Raw genomic sequence first — 23,962 nt, forward strand, 5'->3', positions numbered from 1 at the left:
GCAGGGCCGGGGTCGCAGCCGGGCCTCTTGTCCCGGTGAACGCCTTGTCTCGTTCGGCGTGCGTCGCTGTCGGTGCGGGCAACTACCCTGGTGTGGTGCAGGGAGACGGAACGCGCCGTGCAGCCCCGGCTGCCGGGTCGCCGGGTGTTCGCGAGGCTACTGACGTCCTCAACGGCGAGCAGCTTCGGCGCATCACCTCGACGCATCGGGGTTTTACCTACCAGCATCTATACGCGGCCGGGTGCCTGCTGCGTCTGCGGGAGGCCCAAGCGCAACTGCTGCGAGTTGAACGCGACGAGGATGTCGAGATCGTGTTCGACGACCGGCATCTGTACATACAGGTCAAGACTCGCGAGGGCAACCTGACGTGGGGTGACGTGCGAGGCGCGGTTGAGCAGTTCGACGGCATCCGTGCCGAACACACCGCAGGTCGACGTGCTGGCACTCCTTGGCTGATCGTCGTTACCAACGCAGCCCTGGGCCCAGACCTACTCGCCAGGACACAGCAAGCTCCCTGGCCTGCAGACGTCGCGCTCGTTGGACCGGAAAGGCCACACCCGGCGGAGAGGTGGCTGCCCGTGCCGGGCCGCGACCTGGCGGACCTGCTCGACTGGTGCACCGCGCAGGCCGAGCGGCTCCCTTTCGGGTCGCTGAGCGCCGCGACCTTGGTGTGGAAGCTCGCCGCCCGCGTGCAATACGCGTGCACCGGAGCCCACGGCCAGGAGTTCGCCGCGACCAAACTGCCGCAGTTGTACGAGCAGTTCGTCGAGGAGCTGCAGGCCTTCCCGCAGCTACCCGGTGTCTACCGGCCGCACGACGGGGAGCCGGACCTCGCGAGTGAGGAGCCGGTGCGGCTGGTGGTCGGGTTCTCCGGGGCTGGCAAGACGACATGGGCGGCGCACGCCGCCACGCACTGCCCGCATCCGGTCACCTACTTCGACGTCGCGGGCATCCCGTCGGCCTCCGTGCCGGGCGCCCTGGCTCAGGAGTTGGCTGCCCGGCATCTGTCCCAGCCGGAGGCCGAAACCCTGCCGGCCGCCGATGGCATCGCCGTGCTGCGCGCCGTGCACGCCCGGCTGGCCCAGGCGGGGACCATGATCGCCGTGGTCGTCGACAACGTCCACCAGCTCACCCCCGACGAGGTGCGGATGCTGGTTGGGACCCTACCGACGGCCCGGCTGATTCTGCTCGGCCACCCCAGGCCGGAGCAGATCCCGCTTGCCGCCCATCTCGGCATTACCGCCGAGGCGCTGGCGGGCTGGAGCATCGACACCGTCGCCGCGGTCTTCGCCGCCGAAGACTGCGTTGTGGACTATGGCACTGTGCAGCGCGTCCTCGCCCTCACCGCAGGCCTGCCGCTGTACGTGCTCAACTCCGCGTATCTGACGTCCACCGCGTACGCCGGGGACGGGACTGCCTTCTGCGACGCCCTACAGGCCCAGACCCACACCACCGGCACCGCCCAGGAACGGATTCTGGAAGAAGCCTTCGCCCTCCTGGAACTGCGTGCACGCACCGTCGCGGCGCTCCTGGCGATCGCGGAAGTCCCCCTAGCCGTCGCAGAGCTCCAGCGGCTCGCGGAGGTGGCCGGCCTGCGGCCCGCTCACGCAGCGAGGGCTGTACGTGACCTGGCCGCCCGCAGGTTCACGCAGGACTTCGCTGACGGCCGGGTCACCCTGCACGACGCGGTCCGCCCCGTGGCCTCTTCCGCCGCAGACGATCTGCCCAATGGCGTCACCCATAGGGTCCGCGACGCCCTCCTGCAGATGCTGGAAGGGCAGCGTGGGCTCCCTCAGCTCGGCCGGTGGATGCGCCTGCTGACCGAGACAGGCAGGGTTGAAGAACTACTCGACCTCGCCTCGGAGGAGGGCTTCTACGAGAGCGGCTATCCCCGCGAGATCCGCGCCGCGGTCGCGGATGCCGCCGAAGACTTGGCCCGGGACACTGTCATCCGCTTCGAAGCCCACAACACGCTGGTCACCTGGGCCTACTATGACGGCGACTGGCAGGCATGCGCCCGCCACGTGAGCGCCATGGAACGACTTGCCGTGAACGGCGACAGCGGCATCGGCCCGCGGGAGAGTGCTTTGCTGGCCGCCCGCCAGTTCATCGTCTACGGCCATGACAAGGACGTACGTCGCCTGACGGAGGCTTTCACCACCGGCCTCCGGCAAGTGGAGAGCGAATCTGCAGAGGAACGGGCCCTGCGCTACAGCTTTGCCCAAGCTCTTTACCACGCCGACGAGTTCGACCGTGCCGACGTGGTGGCACAACAGGTGGCCGAGGCGTACCGCGCGTATCTGGGACTCAGTCTCGACGACCTCGACGGGCCGATCGCCGCCCTGCAGGAACGGCTCCACGCCAGCGACTCACCCGACGACTACAAGCGGCTCGCCGACTGTTTCTCCCTGTCAGTCAAGTCCCGCCGGCGCCAAGGCGTAGCTAGCGGCCCCGAGACCGTCGTGGCCATTCCCGCATGGAAGCTGTACTCGATCACCGGTGCTTGGCGCCAGGCAGTCGACTCCGGCCAGGAAGTCGTTGACATCCTGGTCAACGCTGGCAGGATGCAGCAGGCCCTGAATATCCTCGAACGTCAACTCCTGCCTATGGCAGAAACGCATAATCTGCCAGAACTGATCTTCGGCCTGCGTTCGCACCGGGCGGTCACTCTCGCTTACACCAGCGACATCCCAGCAGCTCTCGCAGAGATCGACAGCCTTTCCGGCTACGAGCCCACCCCGGAGCAAGCCGCCGACTTCTGCCGTCAGAAGGCGATCATCGAAGCGCTCGCTGCCCGGCAACGACCGCCCGCGCGTTGACGTCCCGGTTCCGGCTATGCCGGGCGCTAGCCGGAGTTCATGTCCCCCTAACCCGATCCAAACGATCATGCTCAGAAAGCGGATTGCGTACGTCTGAAAGAGACCCAGGATGTTCAATCGCCTGCCGGGTGAGTCGACGGACATCCATCCTGGGGGGCATGACGCAGTTCGCCGCCTCCCCGGCACCACAGAGCACGCAGAGGATCACGACGCTCACGCGACGCGGCATCTTCGACTACCTGTGCGGTGAGGGCGGCCCCTGGTGGGGAAAGCTCGACGAGATCGACTTCCTGGAATCCCTGTACGACCTCGACAGGCTGGCGTCGACGGACTCCCGGTTCACGACGGCACGCGAAGACATCATCCAGCACCGGATCAACAACCCACTCGACTGGTCTGACGACTGGGTCTTCGAATACCCCCAGTTCCAACTCCTCGACGGCCCTGACGAGGTTCTTCTCGCCTTCCTGGCGCGGTCCGTGCACCCCGAGGTGCACCCCGACGTTGACCACTCATCCCAACGCGTCGTGAAGCTGAATCGCCTCCTCGGTCCGGACGGCTGGACCCTCCGCCCCTTCAAGTTCATATCGGGGCGGCCGGTCTACGCGTCAGCCCCCGCACCGGCCACAGGTCCGCTAGTCTCACTGCCGCTCGATGACGATGACACCGGCAAACTCGACCTCGTCCTCGGACAGGTCTACAGCCTCCTCGACCGTGACGGCGAGGAAGTCGCCCGAGACCTGCTTCGCGCGGCTGTACTGACGCTGCGCCGCGACGGCGGCTTCTTCCACCCCATTCCCGGTGACGGATGGACGGACGCCACGTACGAGGCAGTCCTCACCGTGCCCTCCGTGCTCCGGCCTGCATTTACGGAGGCGGTCACCAACGCGGTCTGGCAACGACTGGAAGCCGTACTCACCCGTCTCCAGCGCAAGGACGTCCAGACCCTGGTGATCGAAGGCGACATGGGGCCGCTGCCGGCCGTCTCACCAGACTGGAGGTACCAGACAGCCGAGCCCGCTCTCCCTGTCCTACGGCGTCTCCGCATCGGCCTGCTGTCCACAGAGTTCGACGTCACGGCGCAGGACTTCTCAGATCTCGAGATTCGCGGTCAAGGGCTCCCCTACTTCTACGACACACGCAGAGGCCGCCTGATCACGGATTTCCTCCTCGACGACCGGCCGCAGGTGGCCACGCTGTGCCATGTCACCCTCATCAACAAGGACGGCCTCCTTTCGCCCAGGATCAAACTGTGGAAAAAGGACAAGACCAAGACTGCGAAGACAGCAGCCATGGAAGCGATACCTGGCACCGAGGCCCCTCAGATCGTCAAGGCACTCGTCGACACCAGCGATGTCCACGAAAGCTTTTGGAAGGTCATCCGCTTCCTCCAGAGCTGCGTCGGACTAGACATCCCTGAGAGCAGCAGCCTGCGGCTGGTCGTCGGCGACGAAGCCGAGTTGGCTCGGCTCCTGGCCGACCAAGACCGCACGACGCTCCTCGAAGCCGTCAGGACAGCCGTCGGCGGCGCACTCACGGAGAAGGACATCCGGCTGATCAGCAACCGCAAGGCGCAACTCGATCGATTCCGCCAACTCCTGACCGATCCGGAGTACTTCGACCGGGAGCGCCAACAGACTGCAGGGCCAGAGGCAGTCTGGCAAGGCCTCTTCGAAGAGAATCCCTGGATCTTTGGGTACGGGCTCAACCTCGTGGCCTGCGAACCTCTGAACGACGGGAAGCTGGAGCGCATCACGACCGGTGCAAACATCTTCACCGGGGCGGGAAAGCGCAGTGACGCCGTCATGCGCTCCAAGGGCTTCATCAGCAGCCTGCTGCTCTGCGAAATCAAGACCCATATGACGCCCCTGCTGGCCAGCACGCCGTACCGGCCTCCGGACGTTTACCAGGTCTCAAAGGACGTCGTCGGCGCAGTGGCGCAGGTACAGAAGACCGCTCACAAGGCCCTACGCCTGGTCACCGGAGAGCTGCACAAGCTCTACGAGGACGACGGCGCCCCGACCGACATCGAGATCTCCACCGTCCGCCCCCGACAAGTGCTGGTGATCGGTAACCTCAGCGAGTTCACCGATCGCGGCTCGGTGAACCCGGAGAAGATCACCTCCTTCGAGCAGTACAGGCGATCCATCCAGGACGTCGAAGTCATCACATTCGACGAGCTCTACCAACGGGCCTGCTTCATCGTGGAGGACCGCTGAGACACAGCTGACGGCATCCAAGCGGAAACACCAAGGCGATTGGGACCACAAGACGTCGCACGAGCAGGACGTTTCGGAGGGCCCGCGACGGGGCCCTCATCCTGTTAGTCGCGGGCCAAGCGGCAACACGCGCAAACCGCTCACAGAAGCGATGTGGTCACCGGCGCGGGGACTGGGGTCTCACCTCGAGCCACCAGGAGGCCCTGCCTTCAGCGCGTACGGCCGGAAGATCAGCTAACCAGGACATTCGCCTCACCGATGTCATCGCCGGTAGAACTGCTACCTGTCACGGAGAGTGAACGGACCCAATCATGATCCGCCAACTATCCCTCTCATGATTCGCCAACAAGAAGTCTCCACTCGCTCCCGACCTGCGCCTCTCAGAACCATGATTCGCCAACTAAAGTTCTCGGTCACATCCATTGAGACGTTGCACTTCAGTTGGCGGGGTTGTTCTTGAGCTGGCGGGTTGTGCTTGACCTGCCCGAGCCGAGGTCCCGTCACCTGGGACCGGCCAGCATGCTCAGCCGGAAATCGCGGCGATTGCCTGCTGCCCCAGGGCCGTCACCATGCCGCCGAGTGCGGTTTCCGCAGTCGGCGTCAGCGCCTCGGTCAAGCGATCGCCCAGCCTCCGCAGACGCCCCCGGTCCGGCGCCTCGCCGGCGGCTTCCTCCTCCAGCTCCTGCGACAGCTGCTCCGCCACGACCTGCTGCTGTTCGTCCAAGCCCGAGCTGGGCAGGCTCTGCCGAGCCACCGTCGCGAAGTGAACGAGTTGAGCAAGCACTGCAGGATCAATGCCCGAAGTGTTGTTCCGCGTGAAGTTGCTCCGCGTTCCGACCGTAACGTTCTGTGACCCGTCGATCTTCACGTGGAAGTTCGGGCCGCTGGGGGACTGCGACGGGTTGAGGAACTCCGGCCTCGGGGAACATCGGTACAGCGGTTGGCGCTGAGAACGATCATGGTCGGCTAGCACACCGGTCGGTGGTGCCGCTGGGCTTCCTGGAAAGGTCGCCGGGCGGGTGAAGCTGAACGTCGACAAGCTCGGCGCGCTCGGCGAGCCCAAGTCGCTGACCTGGCTGCGCAAACGGGTCGAGAAGATGCTCCCGAAGATCGACCTGCGGCGTTCGCTGAGTACGGGCGGATCGCCAAGACCGAGCACCTGCTGCGGGTGGTCGATCCGGTCGACGACACCTACCGGGATGGAGGACCGGCTCGGCGCGCTCGGCCTGGTCCTCAACGCCATTGTGCTGTGGACCACCCGCTGCATCGACGCCGCCGTCGCCCGGCTCCGCGCCGAGGGCCACGAGATCCGCGACGAGGACATCGCCCGGCTGTCCCCGCTCAAGCACCGCAACCTGAACGTGCTCGGCCGCTACAGCTTCACCACCTCCGCCCCGGCTGCCGGTGCCCTGCGCCCGCTGCGGGACCCGGAGACCCCGGAGCTCGACGAAGACGACGACGGCCAAGACGTGTAGGCACCTGCGCGGCCAGGCTCTGCGTGCCGGAGCTTCGCCCGTGGCCTGGACGAGCGGCGGCCCGAGGCAGGCAGGGGGCGGCTGTCGGTTTCTGGGGTTAGACCGTGAGTGGCTGGGCCACTGTGAGGTCACCGTGGCCGATCAGCCACCGGACGGACTCCAGGACTGCGGCCTCCGGCTCGTAGCGCGGAGCGTAGCCGAGCAGGCTCTTCGGCTTGTCGATGCTGAGGTAGTGGCTGCGGTGGAGGTGATCCCGGCTGTGCTGGGCGAACGCCTCGGTGGTCTCCTCGTGGAACTGGTCCCAGGTGATCGGGTCGATCTCGCCGGGCTGACCGAACCAGCCGCCGGCGATGCCGGTGTAGCCGCGAACGGTCAGCGCCGACGGGGCCACGGCGTGGAAGTCCTCGCCGCCGGCGGTGGCGGGATTCTCCACTGCGAGCTGGAACAGCTACGCGACGTCGTCGGCGTGGACGTGGTGCATCGTGTCGCCGCCCTGGCTGGGCACCCGCAGCGGGGTGCCGGACGAGATCCGGTGCCACGCGCTCACATCGGTGTTGCCGAGGGGGTTGATGGGCAGCCAGCCAGGGCCCACGATGTGCCCCGGGTGGATCGAGGTGGTCGCGAGGCCGCCAGCGGCGGTCTCGGCGATGAGCATCCGTGCGATGGCCTCCTTCTGGCGGCCGTATTCGTCGATCGCCTCGGTCCCGCCGCCCTCGTGAATGGGGTACTTGACGGTCGGACCGTAGCGGAAGAGCGAGCCGCAGTGCAGCAGGTGCCCGACCTCGCCGCGCAGGGACTCGACCAGTGCGGTGGCCGATTCGAGGGTGAAGCAGACCAGGTCGACGACGACGTCCGCGTTCAGCGCGGTCACCGTGTCGCCGAAGGTGCCCTCACTGTCCTGCTGCCGCCGGTCGGCGACGACCTGGCGCACCTGCTGCCACGCGAGGTCTGTGGCGTAGGCGGTGCTGGTGCCCCGGCTGATGTTGATGACCTCGTGGCCTGCCTGGACGAGCCGGGGAACGAGGAAGGTTCCGATGTGTCCGCTTCCTCCGATGACGACGACGCGCATGACGTGCTCCTTGCGGTGGCTTACGTGTGGGCTGGTGGTCTAGAGGCGAGAGGGCGCCGGGCGGCTCTGGGTGAGCGCGATGGTGATGGCGGGGAGCAGGGTGAGTGCGGCGACGACCATGCCCATCGTGGCTGGTCCGGTGGCTCCCAGCGGTGAAGTGAGAGTGAGTCCCGCACCCCAGGATCCGAGGGCGGTGCCGAGGTTGAAGGCCGACACGGTCAGGGCCGATCCCAGGCTGGGGGCCCGGCCCGCGAAGCGGACGGCCAGGGCGATGAGGACCGGGTTCGCGCCGAGCCCGAACAGTCCGAGCAGGGCGACCAGCGCGATCGTCGGCGCGGCGTGCCCCGCCAGCAGGGTGATGGCCAGCAGCAGGACCGTGGTCACGGCCGGTGCCGCGATCATCGTCGTGTACGGGCGGCGATCGCCCAGACGGCCTCCGATGAGGAAGCCGACCAGGGCCCCGGCACCGAAACCGACCAGGACCAGCGGCACGAGCGCGGATGACAGGTGGGTCCGGTCGGTCAGCAGCGGCGATATGTAGGTGTATGTCGCCAGCACTCCGCCGGTCGTGGTCGCGCAGGCCGCCAGTGTCAGCCACAGGCGGCCGGAGCGCACGGCGGCCAGCTCGGAGCGGACCGAGACGGGCTGGCCGGTGTCGGCGCCGGCTTCCTGGGGGACCTGGCGGGCGATGACCGCCATGGCGGCCACGCCGAGGACGGCAAGGGCCCAGAACGGCCCCCGCCAGCCCACGAGCTGCCCGGCGAAGGCCCCCAGCGGCACTCCGACGACGTTGGCGAGCATCGCGCCGGCGCCCACGACACCCAGTGCCCGCGAGCTTGCGGCGGGACCGGCGGCCTGGGCGGCCACCACGTTGGCCACCGCCCAGAACGCCCCGGTCGCCACCGCGGTCAGGAACCTGGCCGCCAGCAGCACGGTGAAGCTGGAGCTGAGGGCGACGATGAGATGGCCCACGGCGAAGACGCCCAGGGCGCCGAGAAGCGTCAGCCTCCGCGGCAGCCGCAGGGTCAGCATGGCCGTCAGCGGTGCACCGACGATCATTCCGACCGCGAACACGGTGACCATCAGCCCGGCCTGGGCCACGCTCACCTGCACGTCGCCGACGATCTCAGGCAGCAGGCCGGCGACGACGAACTCCGTGGTGGCCATCAAGAATGTGCCCAGGGCCAGTACGTACACGACCAGCGGCAGGCGCGCCCTGCCCGGCTCAACAAGGTCGCTGGTGCGTTCGGTGGCGGGGGTCCGGAGGACTGGTCCGCGCGCGGTCATACAACATCTCCATAGGGGATCTCGATCGTGGTGCGGGACTGCGATGGTTGGTGCTTTCGAGAGCCTTGACCTGGTCAGTACCGGCCCAAGGCGGCAAAGCGCCGCAGCGTCCCGTGTCGTGAAGTCGTGGCACGCCTGCATGGCGAATTACTGACATGCCTGCATAATTCGCCCCGCTCCTCCGGGCATGACGATGCGGCCGCGAACCGGCGTATCCGCACGTCGGCCGGCTTCGGCCGACGCGGTGGTGGTGGTCCGGACGTCGTCGCGTACGTCCCGGTCTGCGAGGGGGTGAGGGTCAGTCGTTGCGTGCCGTTGGCGGCGGCAGGGATCCTGCCTGCGTCCGGGGGGCCTCGGAACCGGCCTGCGGCGGATGGGCGGCGTCGTGGGTCGCGGCCAGGCTGGCCAGCAGGGAGAACTTCTCAGCCGTCTCCGTGCCCGGCGGCGGGCTGTACGTGGTGATCTTCAAGCCTGCTTCACCGGGCATCTCGAGCACGTCGAACGCGACCTCCACCAGCCCGACCTCGGGGTGGCGGAACGCCTTCACGCCGGTGCGGTGCTCGTGCACGTCCCGCCGCGCCCACTCCCGGCGGAAGTGCGGACTACGGGCGGACAGCTCACCGATCAACGCGGTGAGATCTTCGTTCAGAGGATCGCGTCCGGCCTCGAACCTGGTGATCGCCGCTGACGTACGGCAGGCCAGTGGCCAGTCGACATAGAAGTCGCGGGCGCGCGGGTCGAGGAAGACGAACCGGGCGAAGTTCGGCCCTCCGATGGTGTCGAAGACCGGGGCGAACATGGCCCGGCCCACCGGGTTCGCCTCGATGACTTCCTGCTGGGGGTTCTGAACGATTGCGGGAAACGCCATGCTGTCGAGCACCCGACGGACCGAGGTCCGCACCGACGCCGCGGCCGGCGTCCCGCTGCGCGCGGCCGCGCTCGCCGGGAGTGCGCGGGCCAGGTCGAACAGGTACTCCCGTTCCACCTCGGTCATCCGCAGCGCCTTCGCCACCGCGTTCAGCACACTCTGCGAGGCTCCCCGGATGTTCCCGCGCTCCAGGCGGGTGTAGTAGTCAAGGCTGACGCCGGCGAGCTGCGCGACCTCTTCGCGTCGCAGGCCCGGGACACGCCGCTCCCCGCCATCGTCGGGCAGGCCCGCTTGCTGCGGGGTGATGTTCGCGCGACGCGAGATCAGGAACTCCCGCACCTCGTCCTTGGTGCTCATGACTTAACCGTAGAGCCGGTTTCAGCGGAAGCGAACGGTTCCGGGGGGTCCTGCCGGAACCCCCCGGAACTGCTCGCAGCGGTGGCCCCGGGGCTCAGGCGCCAGCGGCAGCCTGGTCGTGGTGGGCGCGGATCTCATCGTGGTGGTCGGCGGCCCAGCCGATCAGCGAGCTGACGATCTCGTGGAGGCCGCGCCCCAGCGGGGTGAGCTCGTACTCCACGCGCGGAGGCACTTCGGCGTAAGCGGTGCGAGTGATCAGTCCGTCCGGTGCGCGGGTGGCGGGCGGTGAGGTCCATGGCGGAGAACGCGCCGTCGTGGATGCGCAGGGCGAGCTGGTCGCGGTGAAGGACTTCGAGGACATCGAGGATGTGCTGGTTTCCGCGCACGAGGCGGAACATCTCGGAGATGTGCACGGTGTCCCCCGGCCGCGCGTACGTCAGCAGTTCGCCGAACTTCGGGCGCTGGAGCGGGTGGAGGCGGCTGGAGGTGGACGAGATTACCGATGTTCCCCGAGGCCGAACTCGGACACTGGCTTCCCGCTTTCTGCGCGGTCCACGCCCTTGGCCGTCAGGCGGGGCTGGATCAAGTGAACGCTTTGGTCGATGGTGCGGCCCTCAACCAGGCCCTTCTCGCTCAGGTAAACAACGACCTGAACGATCTCGGTGGAGGAGAACGGTTGGCCTGCGAAGTACGAGCGGTCCGAGGTGAGGAAATCTTCAGCGACCTGGGGTGTGCTGCCGTCCAGGTAATGTCCGTAAAGCCACTGAATCATCGCTAGGCGAAGATCAGCCGCTCGTGCAGGTCGGCTGGCCCTCTGCTGGCGGAGGTCATCCACGACGTCCAGGCCGAGCTGGGTGATGTTGAGATCATCGGCAATCGATGCGAGTCGGCAGACGCCGATGTCGACCAGCCGACGAGCGACGTCGCGCATGGCTTCGACACTGCCTGCCGCATTCGCAGGCACATCGACTTTGTGGCGGATGTCGCGGTGGGCCTGACGCCTGCCGGTTCACGTGCTGGTCCGCGAGTTCGGCTGGGATTCCGGGGGTGGTCGGCCTGGCTGCCGGCCATGTGATGCGGGCCAGTGCACTGAGCATCCTCAGGTCGTTGAAGTATGGGGACGCGGTGGCTGCGGGCTGGGTGACATCGAGCATGGCGAGAATGCGCTGCTGGAGATCGAGTACCGGTGGGGACGGCTGCCGTGGAGTCAGCGCCGGATGGTCGAGGCGGGTTCCGCATGCCGGGTCGGAGCGGTGCGGCCGGTCGTGGGGCCGCACCGCCGCAGCGGAACGGACGACAACACCGGCGCCCCGGCCAGATCCTTCACCGGGCAGACAACATCAGCCTTGCCGGTCTTCCATGTGGCGGTCCACCGGCGTGCCCAGCCCGAACTGCTGTCCATCTGGTGTACCGCCCCTTCCGGCAGGGCGTACGGAGCACACAGACCGTCAAGCGTGCACACATGAGACCAGACCACGGAGGACTCGACGCCTCCCGTACGGAATACGGCGTCCATGCCACCAGAACACCGCCACCGCCAGCACCCCGCGAACAGTTCTCATGAAACCGCGCTCATCACTCATCGAGGGCGTTACCGTGCCCGCCAACCACCGCACAGCTCCCGCTGACCGAAGCGCAACGTCTCGTGGGCTGAGACGTTGCGCTTCCGTCACAGACGAGCGGAGGCCCTTGCGGCTTCGCCCCGATGGAGGTTCTGGCGGGCAGTTGGGGCGTCACGGACGGCCGGCGAACCCGACTGCTCTATCGGCGCCGGCATCCGCCTCCACCGCGACCCAGCACCCTTGTGGATCGACACTCAGGAAAAAGCGCATCCGGTCAATCCACTGCTTTGAGGCGACCGCCGAACGTGGCTCGACTTCCGGATCGCTGACCCGCCTGGTGCCCTCCTCCGCCTCGAAGAACGTCACCGCCGAAGCACGTTCGGCCAACGGGAGATCGTTCCCTTGCACCGGCCTGACCTGCACAGAGTCCATCACTTCAGCGTAAGGAACGGTCAGGTCATGCCGCACCAAGGTTTTGTGGGCCGCCTCCGGGTCGACATAGGCATTACCTTGCCCGCCAGCCATCACGCACAACCCGCCAACTGAAGCGCAACGTCTCATCCATGGACCCGTACCGGTCCGCCGAGGTCGCCGACCGGTCCGCCGAGGGCGCGCGCACCCCCGAGGGCCTTCCCGGTGGCCGCGTTATCTTGCTCGGGCAAAGGGCCATCCCGTCCGCCCAACAGGGCATCACCGGCACGGAGTTGTACATGGACGCACAGGACGCGCAGGACACGGCCGAGCGGCTGCGGGCGATCGGTGACGAGGTGTCGGACCGTTTCTACGAGCGGGCCGACGTGGTGCGGACGCTGCTGGTGACGCTGCTGGCCGGGCAGCACTCGCTGGTGCTCGGCCCGCCCGGAACGGCGAAGTCCGAGATGGCCCGGGAGCTCACGGGCCGGGTCGAGGGGGCGGCCTACTGGGAGATCCTTCTGTCGAAGTTCACCGCGCCGACGAGGATGTTCGGTCCCATCGACGTCGCCGCGCTGGCCAGGGGCGAGTACCGGCAGGTCTACGACGGCCGCGCCACGACCGCGCACATCGCGTTCATCGACGAGATATTCAAGTGCTCCACGGCGGCGCTGAACGAGACGCTGGGCTACCTCAACGAGCGGATCTACCATCCCGAGAACGGCGGCGCACCCATCCGCTGCCCCCTGATCGGGGCGATCACGGCGAGCAACGAACTGCCCGGCGGAGAGGACACGGCCGCGATCTACGACCGGCTGCTGGTGCGGATCGAGGTCGGGTATCTCGCGGACCCCTCGAACTTCGCCGCGCTGGTCCGCTCCGCCGTCAGCCGCCCGGCGGCGCCGGTCCGGACCACCGTCGAGCTGGCCGCGTTACAGCACGCCGTGGCCGAGGCCGTCCCGGCCGTGGACGTCCCCGACGCGATCGTGGACGCGGTCTGTACGCTGCGGGCCGCCCTGCGCCGCAAGGAACTCGTCGCCTCCGACCGCCGCTGGCGGCAGGCTGTGGGCCTGCTCCAGGCGTCCGCGTACCTCGACGGCCGCCCGGCGGTCGGCGAGACCGACCTGTCGGTACTCACCCATGTGCTGTGGGACTCCCCCGCCGAGCGCCCGGCCGTCGAGCGCGAGGTGCTGCACCTGGTCAACCCGGACGCCAAGGAGGCGCTCGACCTGGCCGACACCGTCGAGGAGCTGGAGGCCCAGCTCGACGCCATGGCCGGGCAGTCCCGCGAGGCGCTGAGCGAGTGGGTCATCAAGAAGGCCCACAACAAGCTCGCCATGGCGGGGAAACGGCTGGAGAAACTGCGCGAGGAGGCGGCGAGCGCCGGCCGCTCCACCGCCGCCATCGACCGGGTCGTCGGCCGCCAGCGCGCCGTCCGTGCCCGCGTTCTCACCGAGGCCCTCGGGATGGACGCGAGCATGGTGCAGGCGCAGCTCTGAACACCGGGGGATCAGGACCATGGACACGACACCGAGCACGCTCGACGAGCTGGCGGTTCGGGCCGGGAAGTGGGTGGGCCGGTCCGCCGCCGCTCCCGAGCGGTACACCACGGCCGTGGTCGCGGACCGCTTCGACCGGATCACCTGGCGCGACACCTACGAGCAGTCGGCCGCCCTGCGCGAGCTGGCCGCGGAGCTGGACGAGCGCCACGAGCGCACCGCCGACCTCCTGACCGACGCGTTCCTGGCCGCCTACAAGGTCGCCCCGCGGTTGCGCGAACGCGCGGAGATGGACCCCACCCGGCTGGTCAACCACCGGATCATCGCCTCGCTGGTGGAGTCACCGGAGTTCGCCGAGCTGCGCCGGGAGACGGCCGGTGACCCCTACGCCGCCGCCATGGCCGTGCTCGCCCAGGCCGCCGCGCTGCGCCGGATGCTGGAGCGCTCCCAGGGGGACCAGGACCAGGCCGAGCGGGCGCGGCAGGCCCAGCGGGCCGCCGAGAACGCGGCGAGCGCCGTGGACGAGGCGCTCCGGCGGGCCGCCGACGAGGCCGCGGAGGACGGCACCGTACCGGCCCCGGCCGCCGACGCCGTACAACAGGCGGTCACAGCGGCCGAGGCAGCCGCGCGGCAGGCCGCCCAGGACGCCGCGCGGGCCCTCGCGGGGGCTGCGGCCCCCGGGATCCGTACCGCCGCGCGGAACGCGGCGGTGAAGGCCGCCGAGGCGGTACGGGAGGAGGCCGCGCTGATGCGGGCATGGGGGGTCGCCCCCGGCGAGCTGGAGCGGATGCCGTTCGACCAGCGCGCCCGGCTCGCCGAGCGGCTGCGCACCAGCCGTCTCGCGGAGTGGGCCGAGCTGATCGGCCGGTTCCGGCAGATGGCCGGCGGTGAGCGCGCCCGCAAGGTGGAGAACACCACCGGGGAGCTGGTCGGCGTCACGCTCGGCGACGACCTCTCCCGCGTCATCCCCTCCGAGCTGGCCAACCTCGGCCTGCCCGAGCTGCGTGCGGTGTTCGCGACGCGCTACGCCGCCGGGGAGCTGATGCTCTACGACAGCCAGGGGGAGCAGGCGACCGGCCGGGGCGCCGTCATCGCGTGCGTGGACACCTCGCACTCCATGTACGTGTCGGGGCCCGGTGGAGTCACCCGGGAGGCGTGGGCCAAGGCGTGCGCCCTGGCGCTGCTGGATCAGGCCCGCGAGGCCAGGCGTGACTTCGTCGGCATCCTGTTCTCCGCCGCCGACAGGATCCGGGTCTGCCGCTTCCCGGCCGGCCGGGAAGCCCGTATCGCGGAGGTGCTCGACTTCGCTGAGACCTTCCTCGGCGGCGGCACCAGCTACCAGACGCCGCTGAGCGCCGCCGCCGCGCTGCTGGCGGAGGAGTTCGACGACGCGGCCCGCACCCGCGGCGACATCGTGATGATCACCGACGACGAGTGCGGGGTCACCGAGGAGTGGATGCGCGGCTGGAACGACGCCAAGCACCGGCTGGGCTTCCGCGTCTTCGGCCTGGCCATCGGCGCCCCGCGCGCAGCGGAGGCCGATTCGGTCCTGGACGTGCTGTGCGACAACCTCCGGTCGATCGACGACCTCACCGACGTCCATGCCGCCGCCGACCTCTTCCGCGTGATCTGACGTGACCGGATGTGACCGGACGTGACCCGACGGGCGGATCGTCGCCACGGAACGTGGTGGCCGGGGCCCTGTGCCCCGGAGAGCGGCCAGGAGATATCTTGATGTCGAGCAATGTTGCAGACGTATGTTGCAGACGTGGAGCGGAGCACCGGTGACTGACTCGACCATCATCTATACGCACACCGACGAGGCCCCGGCCCTGGCGACGTATTCGTTCCTGCCCGTGGTCGAGGCGTACGCCTCGACGGCCGGGGTCTCGGTGGAAACCCGCGACATCTCGCTGGCGGGACGGATCATCGCGGGCTTCCCCGAGTGGCTCCAGGAGGGCCAGCGCGTCGATGACGCGCTCGCCGAGCTGGGTGAGCTGGCCGGGACCCCTGAGGCCAACATCATCAAGCTGCCGAACATCTCGGCGTCGATCCCGCAGCTCAAGGCCGCGGTCGCGGAGCTGCAGGCGCAGGGCTACGCGCTGCCGGACTACCCGGACGACCCCAAGTCGGACCAGGAGAAGGACATCCGCGCGCGGTACGACAAGGTGAAGGGCAGCGCCGTCAACCCGGTGCTGCGCGAGGGCAACTCCGACCGCCGCGCCCCCGCCTCCGTGAAGAACTACGCCAAGGCGCACCCGCACCGCATGGGCGCCTGGACGGCCGACTCGAAGACGAACGTGGCGACCATGGGCGCCGACGACTTCCGCTCCACGGAGAAGTCCGCGGTCGTCGCCGAGGCCGGTTCGCTCCGTATCGAGCTGGTGGGCGAGGACGGCTCCACCACCGTGCTGCGCGACTCCGTGCCGGTCCTCGCGGGCGAGGTCGTGGACGCGTCGGTGCTGCGGGTCGCGGCGCTGCGCGCGTTCGTCTCGGCGCAGATCGCCCGTGCCAAGGCCGAGGGCGTGCTCTTCTCCGTGCACCTGAAGGCCACGATGATGAAGGTCTCCGACCCGATCATCTTCGGCCATGTCGTACGCGCCTTCTTCCCGAAGACGTTCGCCGCGCACGGCGCGACGCTCGCCGCGGCCGGCCTGACCCCGAACGACGGTCTGGGCGGCATCCTCAAGGGCCTGGAGTCGCTGCCCGAGGGCGCGGAGATCGCGGCGTCCTTCACCGCAGAGCTGGCCGAGGGCCCCGAGCTCGCGATGGTCGACTCCGACCGCGGCATCACCAACCTGCACGTCCCGAGCGACGTCATCGTCGACGCCTCCATGCCGGCCATGATCCGCACCTCCGGCCACATGTGGGGCCCGGACGGCGCCGAGGCCGACACGCTCGCCGTCCTCCCGGACAGCAGCTACGCCGGCATCTACCAGGTCGTCATCGACGACTGCCGCGCCAACGGCGCCTTCGACCCGTCGACGATGGGCTCGGTGCCCAACGTCGGTCTGATGGCGCAGAAGGCCGAGGAGTACGGCAGCCACGACAAGACCTTCGAGATCGCCGCCGCGGGCACCGTGCGCGTCGTGAACGAGGCCGGCGAGGCCGTGCTGGAGCAGCCGGTCGCCGCCGGTGACATCTTCCGCATGTGCCAGACCAAGGACCTGCCCATCCAGGACTGGGTCAAGCTCGCCGTCAGCCGCGCCCGCGCGACCGGGAACCCGGCCGTGTTCTGGCTGGACGAGGGGCGCGCGCACGACGCGAACCTGATCGCGAAGGTCAAGGCGTACCTGCCGGAGCACGACACCGACGGGCTCGACATCGAGATCATGACGCCGGTCGAGGCGACCGCGTTCTCGCTGGAGCGCATCCGGCGGGGCGAGGACACCATCTCCGTCACCGGCAATGTGCTGCGCGACTACCTGACCGACCTGTTCCCGATCCTGGAGCTGGGCACGAGCGCCAAGATGCTCTCGGTCGTCCCGCTGATGAACGGCGGTGGCCTCTTCGAGACCGGCGCCGGCGGTTCCGCGCCCAAGCACGTGCAGCAGCTCGTGCGGGAGAACTACCTGCGCTGGGACAGCCTGGGCGAGTTCCTCGCGCTGGCGGTCAGCTTCGAGCACCTCGCGCAGACGACGGACAATCCGCGCGCCCAGGTCCTCGCCGACACCCTCGACCGTGCGACCGGCTCGTTCCTCAACGAGGACAAGTCGCCCAGCCGCAAGGTCGGCGGCATCGACAACCGTGGCAGCCACTTCTACCTGGCGCTGTACTGGGCCCAGGAGCTGGCGAAGCAGACGGACGACGCGCAGCTCGCTGAGGCGTTCGGCGCACTCGCCAAGACGCTGACCGAGCAGGAGTCCACGATCGTCGACGAGCTGATCGCGGTACAGGGCTCGGCCGCCGAGATCGGTGGCTACTACCGGCCCGACGCGGAGAAGGCCACGGCGGTCATGCGCCCGTCGAAGACCTTCAACCAGGCGATCGCCACCCTCGGCTGACGCCACCCCTCGCGTACGGCACCTTCCCCGGTGTACGGCGCGTTCCCCTCGCGTACGGCACCGCCCCGGCCCGGCTTCGACGCCCGGCCGGGGCGGTCGCGTAACGCGCTCAGTCGCCCGTCACCTCCACCGAGAGGTCGTTGTCGAGCGTGTAGTACGGCCGTACGGTCGCGCCGCCCAGCCTGGCGGCCGTGTAGACGAAGATCTTCTTGCGCTCCGCCACGTCGTCCAGCAGCCGGCCCATCCGGATCAGGGGCGCTCCCCCGGGCCGCTCCACGTAGAGGTCCCACACCTCGTGGCCCGACCCGCCCGCGTTCAGCAGGTCCCGGTAGTCGACGGTGAAGGAGAAGTCCTCGCCGTCGTCGGTGTCCTCGCCGTCCCGGCCGTCCTCGGCGCGGGGCTCGATCCGCAGGGCCGTGTCGTCCTCGCCCCGGCGGCGCAGCAGGACCGTGGTCCCGGCCGCGGGACCGGCGCCGTACAGCCGCGCCCGTACGGTCAGGGTGTGGCCGCTGACGCGGACCCCGGCCGCCTCGGCGTGGCCCCGGCGCAGCCAGCTCCGTACCGCGAGGTAGCGGTCCGCCGTGGCGTACGGGATGCGGACGGCCAGCGGTGACGCGGTCCGCCCTGCCGGGCGGCCGTCCACCAGCGCGCGCAGGTCCCGCAGCCCGGGGAGCAGCCGCTGCCGCACCTCCTGGTGGTCGCCCGACGCGGGTACGACATACGCGTCCCAGCGGCCCTCGGCGAGCACCGGCTCCGGGTCCAGGACGGCCCGCAGCCGGTCGGGTCCCGCCGGTTCCAGGTCGAGGAGGTGCCGGACCGTCTCGGGCTGCCCCTTCTTGGGGCGCAGCCGCAGCAGCAGCCGGGGGCGGGCGCCGGCGGGCACCGTCAGGTGGACGTTCCAGGTGATCCGGCCCGTGGCGTCCACCGTGCAGTCGGCGCGGGGCCGCTCGACGGGCGGGGTGAGCCGGGGCAGTCCCGCGGGCCGGGCGGGCTCGGCGGGCGGGGCGTGTTCCGTCGTGGTCATCGGCCTGTCTTCCGTACGGTTCTGAGGGCCGCGCCGGCCATGACGCGGGCGCTGTCCTTGGCCGCGTAACCTCCGCTGATCAGCGCGCGGACCGGGCGGCGCGCCGACGGGGTCCCCGGTGCCTCGCCCCGGCGCGCCGCGGCGAGGTCGTCGAGCAGCCGCTCGGCCTGGGCGACGACGGGGCCCGGGGCGTAGCGCCGGGAGTTCTCCAGGGCCGCGCGGCCCATCCGGCGGCGCCGTTCGTCGTCGCCGGTGAGCGCGAGCAGCGCGGCGGCCAGGGCGTCCCGGTCGCCGACCGGCACCAGCGTTCCGTCGACGCCGTCCCGGATGATCTCGGCGGGGCCGTAGGGGCAGTCGGTGGCGACGACGGGCAGGCCGCAGCGCATCGCCTCGACGATCGTCATGCCGAACGGTTCGAAGTTGGAGGCCATCACGCCTATGGAGCCCTTGACCCACTCGGCCTCCATGGGGGTGGCGGAGCCCATGAGGAAAACGTTGTCGTGCAGACCGAGGCCGTCGATGAGTCCGCGCAGCCGGGCCTGTTCCTCGCCGCCGCCGTAGACGCGCAGCCGCCAGTCGGGGTGGCGGGCCGCCACCTGGGCGAACGCCTCGATGATCAGGTCGTACCGCTTGACCGGGACGAGCCGGCCCGCGGCGACCACGACGCGGGCTTCGCCGTCGGCCGGCGGCAGGGTCGGATCGGGGACGCTGTTGGGCAGCGCCTCCACCCGTACCCCCGGCAGCCGCATCTTGCGCCGGTAGGCGTCGGCGTCGGCCTCGGTGACGGTGGTCAGCGCGTCGAGCCGGGGGTAGGCGCGGCGCAGGGCCTTGCGCAGCCGGGGGGAATGGTTGTCCAGGGTCAGGTGCTCCTGCCCGATCCGCAGGGTGCGTTCGGGGGCCTGGAGCGCGATGTGGACGTTGAGCCCGGGGCGGGTGCCGATCACGGCGTCGGAGTCCAGCTCCGCCAGGCAGGCGCCTATGCGCTCGTCGGTCAGTTCGCTGTACTGCCCGTAGCGGTACTCCGAGGACGGGTAGACCTTCGCGGGGCGCGAGAAGGCCGGGTGGTCCTGCTCGACGCGGAGGTCGACCAGGGGACGCAGGGTGACCCGTGGGTCCAGCGTGAGGTTCGGGTCCTCGCGGTGCCGGAACACGGAGATGATCTCCACCTCGTGCCGGTCGGCGAGCGAACGGGCCAGGTTGTACGTGGTCGTGATGGTCCCCCCGATCCCGTAGGCGTTGTGAATGAGTAAAGAGATCTTCATACGAACGAAGACCGTCATAACGGGATACCGGTTGTCTGCGTTGCCGCTTCGTTTGCCAGCCGTTTGCTTACCGTGACGCGGCCGGACACCCGCGCGCCGGGTGGCTCCGGGCGCCGTCGTCGGACGGCTCCGGCTCCGGCTCCGGCTCCGGCTCCGGCTCCGGCTCCGGCTCCGGGAAGCGTCCTCGGCGGGGCCGCCGGATACTGGAGGGGAGGAGGTGCGTCATGCGCAAAGTAGCCGACTGCCGGGATTTCCCGAGCGAGACCCAGTGCTCGCTCGCCATCACCGGTGAGGAGAACGAGGTGGTCCGCGCCGCCAGTGAGCACGCCGTCTCCGTGCACGGCCATGAGGACAACCCCGAGCTGCGGCAGCAGATCCGGGCGGCGCTGAAGGACGAGATGCCCCAGCACGCCTGACCCGGACCGGCCCCGCCCCCGTCCACAGCACATCCCCGACCCGGGGCCCGCGGTCAGCTCGACGGAGCGGCCGAGGGCCTCGCCCCTACGTGGATCACCGACCCGAACGGGTCGGTGATCTCCGCCATCCGCGCGTACAGGGTGTCCTCGGCGCCCTTCGAGGTGCCTCCCGCCGCCACCGCGCGCCCCACCGCCGCGTCCGCGTCCGCGACCTCGAAGAGGGTCCCCCAGGCGGCGCCCGGCGCGTCCGGAACGCCCAGGATCCCGCCGATCTCGTGGCCGTCGGGGCGGCGCAGGAAGGTGAAGTCCGCGTCGGCCATGTCCTCGTTCCCGTCCAGGGTGAAGTCGAAGACCTTCGTGTAGAACTCCCGTACGGGGGCGGGATCCGGCGTCGTCAGGTCGTTGCGCAGCAGGCTCCCCGGCTCGTTGACGATCTCGCAGCCGGGCAGCGCGCCGCCCTGCCAGAGGCCGAACGCGGCGCCGCCCGGATCGACCGCGAGGGCGGCCCTGCCCTGCTCCCCCTTGTCCAGCGGGCCCGCGGTGACCGTGCCGCCCGCCTCCGTGACGCGCCGCGCGGTGGCGTCGCAGTCGTCGGTGGCGAGGTGGACGCGCCAGAGGGCCGGCCCGGGCGACGCCGCTGCGGGGACCGGGCGGAGCCCCGCGACCCGGCTGCCGCGCAGCAGGGCGAGGACGTACCCTCCGGCGCCCGGCGCGCTGAACTCCCAGCCGAACACGGCTCCGTAGAACGCCTCGGCCGCCTCGATGTCCGGGACGTCCAGGTCGATCCACGTCGGGGTGCCGAGCGGCTGGTTGGTCGTGACCTGGCTCATGATGGGCTCCTTCTGCCGTTCTTCGACGGGCTGCGCGTCGATGGGCTGCGGGTTCTTCCGATGTGCTGCGCGTTCGACGCTAGATCGGGTACAGGCCAGGTCGTGTCCTATATCCCGCCCCGGGGTGTCCCGCCCCAGGGACCGGCCGAGCCGCCCGGATCGGGTGGGATCCGCCGGATCCGGCCGACCGCTGTCGGTGGGGCCTCGTAGAATCGGCGGATGAGCGCTCCCGATTCCGCCACCGTTCCCGAGACCGGCACCGAGACCCGCCCGGAGGCCGATCCCACGACGGATCCGGGGACCGGCGCGGGCACCGGTCCCGGGGCGGGAGAGGCGCTGGAGGTGCTGCGCCGCGTCTTCGGTTACGACTCGTTCCGCGGGAGCCAGCAGGAGATCATCGAGCATGTGGTCTCCGGCGGTGACGCGCTGGTCCTCATGCCGACCGGTGGCGGCAAGTCGCTCTGCTACCAGATCCCGGCCCTCGTACGGAAGGGCGTCGGGGTCGTCGTGTCCCCGTTGATCGCGCTCATGCAGGACCAGGTCGACGCGCTGCGGGCGCTCGGTGTGCGGGCCGGGTTCCTCAACTCCACCCAGGACTTCGACGAACGGCGCCTCGTGGAGGCCGAGTTCCTCGCCGGTGAGCTGGATCTGCTCTACCTCGCGCCGGAGCGGCTGCGGGTCGAGGCGACGGTACGGCTGCTGGAGCGCGGCACGATCTCCCTCTTCGCCATCGACGAGGCGCACTGCGTCGCCCAGTGGGGCCACGACTTCCGCCCCGACTACCTCGCCCTCTCCTCGCTCCACGAGCGCTGGCCCGATGTGCCCAGGATCGCGCTGACCGCGACCGCCACGGAGGCCACGCACACGGAGATCGCCTCCCGGCTGAAGCTCCAGGACGCCCGGCACTTCGTCGCGAGCTTCGACCGGCCCAACATCCAGTACCGCATCGCGCCGAAGAACGACCCCAAGCGCCAGCTCCTCCAGCTTCTGCGCGCCGAGCACGAGGGCGACGCGGGGATCGTCTACTGCCTCTCGCGGGCGTCGGTCGAGAAGACCGCCGAGTTCCTGGTGAAGAACGGGATCGCGGCCCTGCCGTACCACGCGGGGCTCGACACCCGTACGCGGGCGGAGAACCAGTCACGCTTCCTGCGGGAGGAGGGACTGGTGATGGTGGCGACGATCGCCTTCGGGATGGGCATCGACAAGCCGGACGTGCGCTTCGTCGCCCATCTCGACCTGCCGAAGTCCGTGGAGGGGTACTACCAGGAGACCGGGCGCGCCGGGCGTGACGGGCTGCCGTCCACGGCGTGGCTCGCGTACGGGCTCCAGGACGTGGTCCAGCAGCGGAAGATGATCGACACCTCGGAGGGCGACGAGGCGCACCGGCGGCGCCTCGGCGCCCATGTGGACGCGATGCTGGCGCTGTGCGAGACGGTCGAGTGCCGCCGGGTGCAGCTTCTCGCGTACTTCGGGCAGAAGTCCACCGCGTGCGGCAACTGCGACACCTGTCTGACGCCCACGGAGTCCTGGGACGGTACGGTCCCCGCGCAGAAGCTGCTGTCGACGGTCGTCCGGCTGAAGCGCGAGCGCAACCAGAAGTTCGGCGCCGGGCAGATCACCGACATCCTGCTGGGCAAGAAGACCGCCAAGGTCATCCAGTTCGACCATGACGCGCTGAGCGTCTTCGGTATCGGTACGGAGCTGCGCGAGGCCGAATGGCGCGGGGTGGCGCGGCAGTTGCTGGCGCAGGGGCTGATCGCCGTGGAGGGCGACTACGGGACGCTGGTGCTGACGGAGGAGAGCGGCGAGGTGCTGGGCGGCCGGCGGCCGGTCATGCTGCGGCGCGAGCCCGAGAAGGCGGCGCGGCCCGCGCGCGCGGAGAAGTCGTCCAAGCAGCGTTCCGCGCCGGTGGATCTGCCGGAGGAGGCCGTGCCGGTCTTCGAGTCGCTGCGCGCCTGGCGGGGCGCCTCGGCGAAGGAGCAGGGCGTGCCCGCGTACGTCATCTTCCATGACGCGACGCTGCGCGAGATCGCGCTCCTGGCGCCGTCGACGCTGGCGGAGCTGGGCACGGTGACCGGGGTCGGCGAGAACAAGCTGGCGAAGTACGGGGAGCAGATCCTGGAGACGCTGGGCACGGCGTGAGCCACCGGTCCGTACCCCGGCAGGCGGCTCAGGCGCCGGTGTCGAGCCGCAGGTTCCAGCGGCCCGGCGTGCCGGTCAGGGTGACCGTCGAGAGGGGGCGGACGTCCACGTACCAGTAGGTACGGGGCGGCGCGTTCAGCGCGTAGACCAGCGCCGCCCGGACGACGGCCGGTTCGGCGACCGCGACGATCGCCGCGACGTCCTCGGCCGGGCGGGTGTCCAGCCAGCCGCCTATCCGCGAGATGAAGGTGAGCAGCGGCTCGCCGCCGTGCGGGGCGCCGCGCGGGTCGGCGAGCCAGGCGTCGACGCCGGCCGGTTCGCGGGCCATCACCTCGGCGAGGGTGTAGCCGCGCCAGCGCCCCATGCCGCAGTCGCGCAGGGCCGGTTGGGCGAGCGGCGCGAAGCCGAGGGCGTCGCCGGTGGCGCGGCTGCGCGGGGTGGGTGAGCAGTAGCGGAGGTCGGCGGCGGCGAGCGGGATGAGGGTGTGGGCGACGCGCTGCATCTCGTGCCAGCCGGCCCGGTCGAGGGGGCGGTCGTCCTCGAAGCGCTCGTCGTAGAGGTCCGCGCTGCGCGCCGCGGCGACCATGGTGACCCGAACACTCATGGCCGCGATCGTGGAGCGGAAAGCGGTACCGGTCAAGGGGTTGCAGCCCGGGATCGGGAGAGGGTGCTTCCCTGTTCCCGCCCTGTCACACAGCGGTCACGCGCCGGTCGTCCG

At 69.9% G+C, this 23,962-nt stretch carries 18 protein-coding genes and 3 pseudogenes; 8 read left to right on the forward strand and 13 right to left on the reverse strand.

The window, feature by feature from the left end; genetic code table 11:
• The first annotated feature begins 95 nt into the window (after positions 1-95).
• Both ACIO3P_RS29555 and ACIO3P_RS29560 read left to right on the forward strand, forming a co-directional pair.
• Positions 96-2,819, forward strand: coding sequence for a dsDNA nuclease domain-containing protein (locus ACIO3P_RS29555; RefSeq protein WP_401854318.1), 2,724 nt, complete (start codon positions 96-98; stop codon positions 2,817-2,819).
• A 158-nt stretch (positions 2,820-2,977) separates the two neighbouring features.
• Positions 2,978-5,038: a Shedu anti-phage system protein SduA domain-containing protein gene (locus ACIO3P_RS29560; RefSeq protein ID WP_401854316.1), complete on the forward strand. Its 2,061-nt coding sequence runs from the start codon at positions 2,978-2,980 to the stop codon at positions 5,036-5,038.
• Between the two features lie 523 nt (positions 5,039-5,561).
• On the opposite strand, the gene ACIO3P_RS29565 is transcribed toward ACIO3P_RS29560, so the two are convergent.
• Positions 5,562-5,906 (reverse strand): hypothetical protein, encoded by a 345-nt coding sequence (locus ACIO3P_RS29565; protein ID WP_401854314.1) that lies wholly within the window; start codon positions 5,904-5,906, stop codon positions 5,562-5,564.
• Between the two features lie 201 nt (positions 5,907-6,107).
• On the opposite strand from ACIO3P_RS29565, the pseudogene ACIO3P_RS29570 reads away from it, so the two are divergent.
• Positions 6,108-6,513 (forward strand): annotated as a pseudogene (locus ACIO3P_RS29570) (Tn3 family transposase); the annotation flags it as partial.
• A gap of 97 nt (positions 6,514-6,610) precedes the next feature.
• On the opposite strand, the gene ACIO3P_RS29575 reads toward ACIO3P_RS29570, so the two are convergent.
• The 8 genes and pseudogenes from ACIO3P_RS29575 to ACIO3P_RS29610 form a co-directional block, all read right to left on the reverse strand.
• Positions 6,611-6,946 (reverse strand): oxidoreductase, encoded by a 336-nt coding sequence (locus tag ACIO3P_RS29575; RefSeq protein ID WP_401854312.1) that lies wholly within the window; start codon positions 6,944-6,946, stop codon positions 6,611-6,613.
• A 15-nt stretch (positions 6,947-6,961) separates the two neighbouring features.
• On the reverse strand, positions 6,962-7,582 hold the full coding sequence (locus ACIO3P_RS29580) for an NAD-dependent epimerase/dehydratase family protein (protein ID WP_401854311.1): 621 nt from the start codon (positions 7,580-7,582) through the stop codon (positions 6,962-6,964).
• Positions 7,583-7,621: 39 nt separating this feature from the next.
• Positions 7,622-8,869, reverse strand: coding sequence for an MFS transporter (locus ACIO3P_RS29585; protein ID WP_401854308.1), 1,248 nt, complete (start codon positions 8,867-8,869; stop codon positions 7,622-7,624).
• A 298-nt stretch (positions 8,870-9,167) separates the two neighbouring features.
• Positions 9,168-10,094 carry a helix-turn-helix domain-containing protein gene (locus tag ACIO3P_RS29590; protein WP_401854306.1) on the reverse strand — a complete coding sequence of 309 codons (927 nt, stop codon included), beginning with the start codon at positions 10,092-10,094 and terminating at the stop codon, positions 9,168-9,170.
• A gap of 94 nt (positions 10,095-10,188) precedes the next feature.
• A pseudogene (locus ACIO3P_RS29595) lies at positions 10,189-10,359 on the reverse strand (winged helix-turn-helix transcriptional regulator); the annotation flags it as partial.
• A gap of 55 nt (positions 10,360-10,414) precedes the next feature.
• Positions 10,415-10,591: pseudogene (locus ACIO3P_RS29600) on the reverse strand (recombinase family protein); the annotation flags it as partial.
• Complete coding sequence (locus ACIO3P_RS29605) at positions 10,591-11,025, reverse strand: hypothetical protein (RefSeq protein WP_401854305.1); 435 nt, start codon at positions 11,023-11,025, stop codon at positions 10,591-10,593. The gene ACIO3P_RS29605 and the pseudogene ACIO3P_RS29600, both read right to left, overlap by 1 nt.
• Positions 11,026-11,827: 802 nt before the next feature.
• Positions 11,828-12,181 carry a hypothetical protein gene (locus ACIO3P_RS29610; protein WP_401854304.1) on the reverse strand — a complete coding sequence of 118 codons (354 nt, stop codon included), beginning with the start codon at positions 12,179-12,181 and terminating at the stop codon, positions 11,828-11,830.
• Between the two features lie 185 nt (positions 12,182-12,366).
• Here ACIO3P_RS29610 and ACIO3P_RS29615 point away from each other — a divergent pair, with 185 nt between their 5' ends.
• From ACIO3P_RS29615 to ACIO3P_RS29625, 3 genes are all read left to right on the forward strand, one after another.
• Complete coding sequence (locus ACIO3P_RS29615) at positions 12,367-13,566, forward strand: AAA family ATPase (RefSeq protein ID WP_401854504.1); 1,200 nt, start codon at positions 12,367-12,369, stop codon at positions 13,564-13,566.
• Positions 13,567-13,585: 19 nt separating this feature from the next.
• Entirely contained in the window at positions 13,586-15,199 is a 1,614-nt protein-coding gene (locus tag ACIO3P_RS29620) for a VWA domain-containing protein (protein WP_401854303.1), read from the forward strand.
• Positions 15,200-15,350: 151 nt separating this feature from the next.
• Complete coding sequence (locus ACIO3P_RS29625; protein ID WP_329824426.1) at positions 15,351-17,570, forward strand: NADP-dependent isocitrate dehydrogenase; 2,220 nt, start codon at positions 15,351-15,353, stop codon at positions 17,568-17,570.
• Between the two features lie 109 nt (positions 17,571-17,679).
• Here the strand turns inward: ACIO3P_RS29625 and ACIO3P_RS29630 are convergent, their stop codons facing one another.
• Together ACIO3P_RS29630 and ACIO3P_RS29635 are read right to left on the reverse strand one after the other, a co-directional pair.
• Entirely contained in the window at positions 17,680-18,594 is a 915-nt protein-coding gene (locus tag ACIO3P_RS29630) for a transferase (protein ID WP_401854300.1), read from the reverse strand.
• Complete coding sequence (locus ACIO3P_RS29635) at positions 18,591-19,856, reverse strand: glycosyltransferase family 4 protein (RefSeq protein WP_401854297.1); 1,266 nt, start codon at positions 19,854-19,856, stop codon at positions 18,591-18,593. The genes ACIO3P_RS29630 and ACIO3P_RS29635 overlap by 4 nt, the downstream gene beginning before the upstream one ends.
• Positions 19,857-20,080: 224 nt before the next feature.
• Here ACIO3P_RS29635 and ACIO3P_RS29640 point away from each other — a divergent pair, with 224 nt between their 5' ends.
• A complete protein-coding gene (locus ACIO3P_RS29640; protein ID WP_329824429.1) occupies positions 20,081-20,272 on the forward strand; it encodes a DUF1059 domain-containing protein in 192 nt (63 codons plus the stop codon).
• Positions 20,273-20,325: 53 nt separating this feature from the next.
• Here the strand turns inward: ACIO3P_RS29640 and ACIO3P_RS29645 are convergent, their stop codons facing one another.
• Positions 20,326-21,102: a VOC family protein gene (locus ACIO3P_RS29645; RefSeq protein WP_329824430.1), complete on the reverse strand. Its 777-nt coding sequence runs from the start codon at positions 21,100-21,102 to the stop codon at positions 20,326-20,328.
• Positions 21,103-21,321: 219 nt separating this feature from the next.
• Here ACIO3P_RS29645 and recQ point away from each other — a divergent pair, with 219 nt between their 5' ends.
• On the forward strand, positions 21,322-23,244 hold the full coding sequence (gene recQ, locus ACIO3P_RS29650; RefSeq protein ID WP_401854294.1) for a DNA helicase RecQ: 1,923 nt from the start codon (positions 21,322-21,324) through the stop codon (positions 23,242-23,244).
• A 28-nt stretch (positions 23,245-23,272) separates the two neighbouring features.
• Here the strand turns inward: recQ and ACIO3P_RS29655 are convergent, their stop codons facing one another.
• Entirely contained in the window at positions 23,273-23,848 is a 576-nt protein-coding gene (locus ACIO3P_RS29655; protein WP_329824432.1) for a histidine phosphatase family protein, read from the reverse strand.
• Positions 23,849-23,962: the final 114 nt, after the last annotated feature.

The sequence above is a fragment of the Streptomyces sp. NPDC087310 genome (genome assembly GCF_044744405.1).
In the GTDB taxonomy this organism is placed as follows: Bacteria; Actinomycetota; Actinomycetes; order Streptomycetales; family Streptomycetaceae; genus Streptomyces.

Coding starts and splice junctions, on each gene's coding strand:
- ACIO3P_RS29560 (WP_401854316.1), top strand. CDS start 2,978: ATGACGCAGTTCGCCGCCTCCCCGGCACCACAGAGCACGCAGAGGATC.
- ACIO3P_RS29580 (WP_401854311.1), bottom strand. CDS start 7,582: ATGCGCGTCGTCGTCATCGGAGGAAGCGGACACATCGGAACCTTCCTC.
- ACIO3P_RS29585 (WP_401854308.1), bottom strand. CDS start 8,869: ATGACCGCGCGCGGACCAGTCCTCCGGACCCCCGCCACCGAACGCACC.
- ACIO3P_RS29590 (WP_401854306.1), bottom strand. CDS start 10,094: ATGAGCACCAAGGACGAGGTGCGGGAGTTCCTGATCTCGCGTCGCGCG.
- ACIO3P_RS29605 (WP_401854305.1), bottom strand. CDS start 11,025: ATGCGCGACGTCGCTCGTCGGCTGGTCGACATCGGCGTCTGCCGACTC.
- ACIO3P_RS29610 (WP_401854304.1), bottom strand. CDS start 12,181: ATGGCTGGCGGGCAAGGTAATGCCTATGTCGACCCGGAGGCGGCCCAC.
- ACIO3P_RS29615 (WP_401854504.1), top strand. CDS start 12,367: ATGGACGCACAGGACGCGCAGGACACGGCCGAGCGGCTGCGGGCGATC.
- ACIO3P_RS29620 (WP_401854303.1), top strand. CDS start 13,586: ATGGACACGACACCGAGCACGCTCGACGAGCTGGCGGTTCGGGCCGGG.
- ACIO3P_RS29630 (WP_401854300.1), bottom strand. CDS start 18,594: ATGACCACGACGGAACACGCCCCGCCCGCCGAGCCCGCCCGGCCCGCG.
- ACIO3P_RS29635 (WP_401854297.1), bottom strand. CDS start 19,856: ATGAAGATCTCTTTACTCATTCACAACGCCTACGGGATCGGGGGGACC.
- ACIO3P_RS29640 (WP_329824429.1), top strand. CDS start 20,081: ATGCGCAAAGTAGCCGACTGCCGGGATTTCCCGAGCGAGACCCAGTGC.
- ACIO3P_RS29645 (WP_329824430.1), bottom strand. CDS start 21,102: ATGAGCCAGGTCACGACCAACCAGCCGCTCGGCACCCCGACGTGGATC.
- recQ (WP_401854294.1), top strand. CDS start 21,322: ATGAGCGCTCCCGATTCCGCCACCGTTCCCGAGACCGGCACCGAGACC.
- ACIO3P_RS29655 (WP_329824432.1), bottom strand. CDS start 23,848: ATGAGTGTTCGGGTCACCATGGTCGCCGCGGCGCGCAGCGCGGACCTC.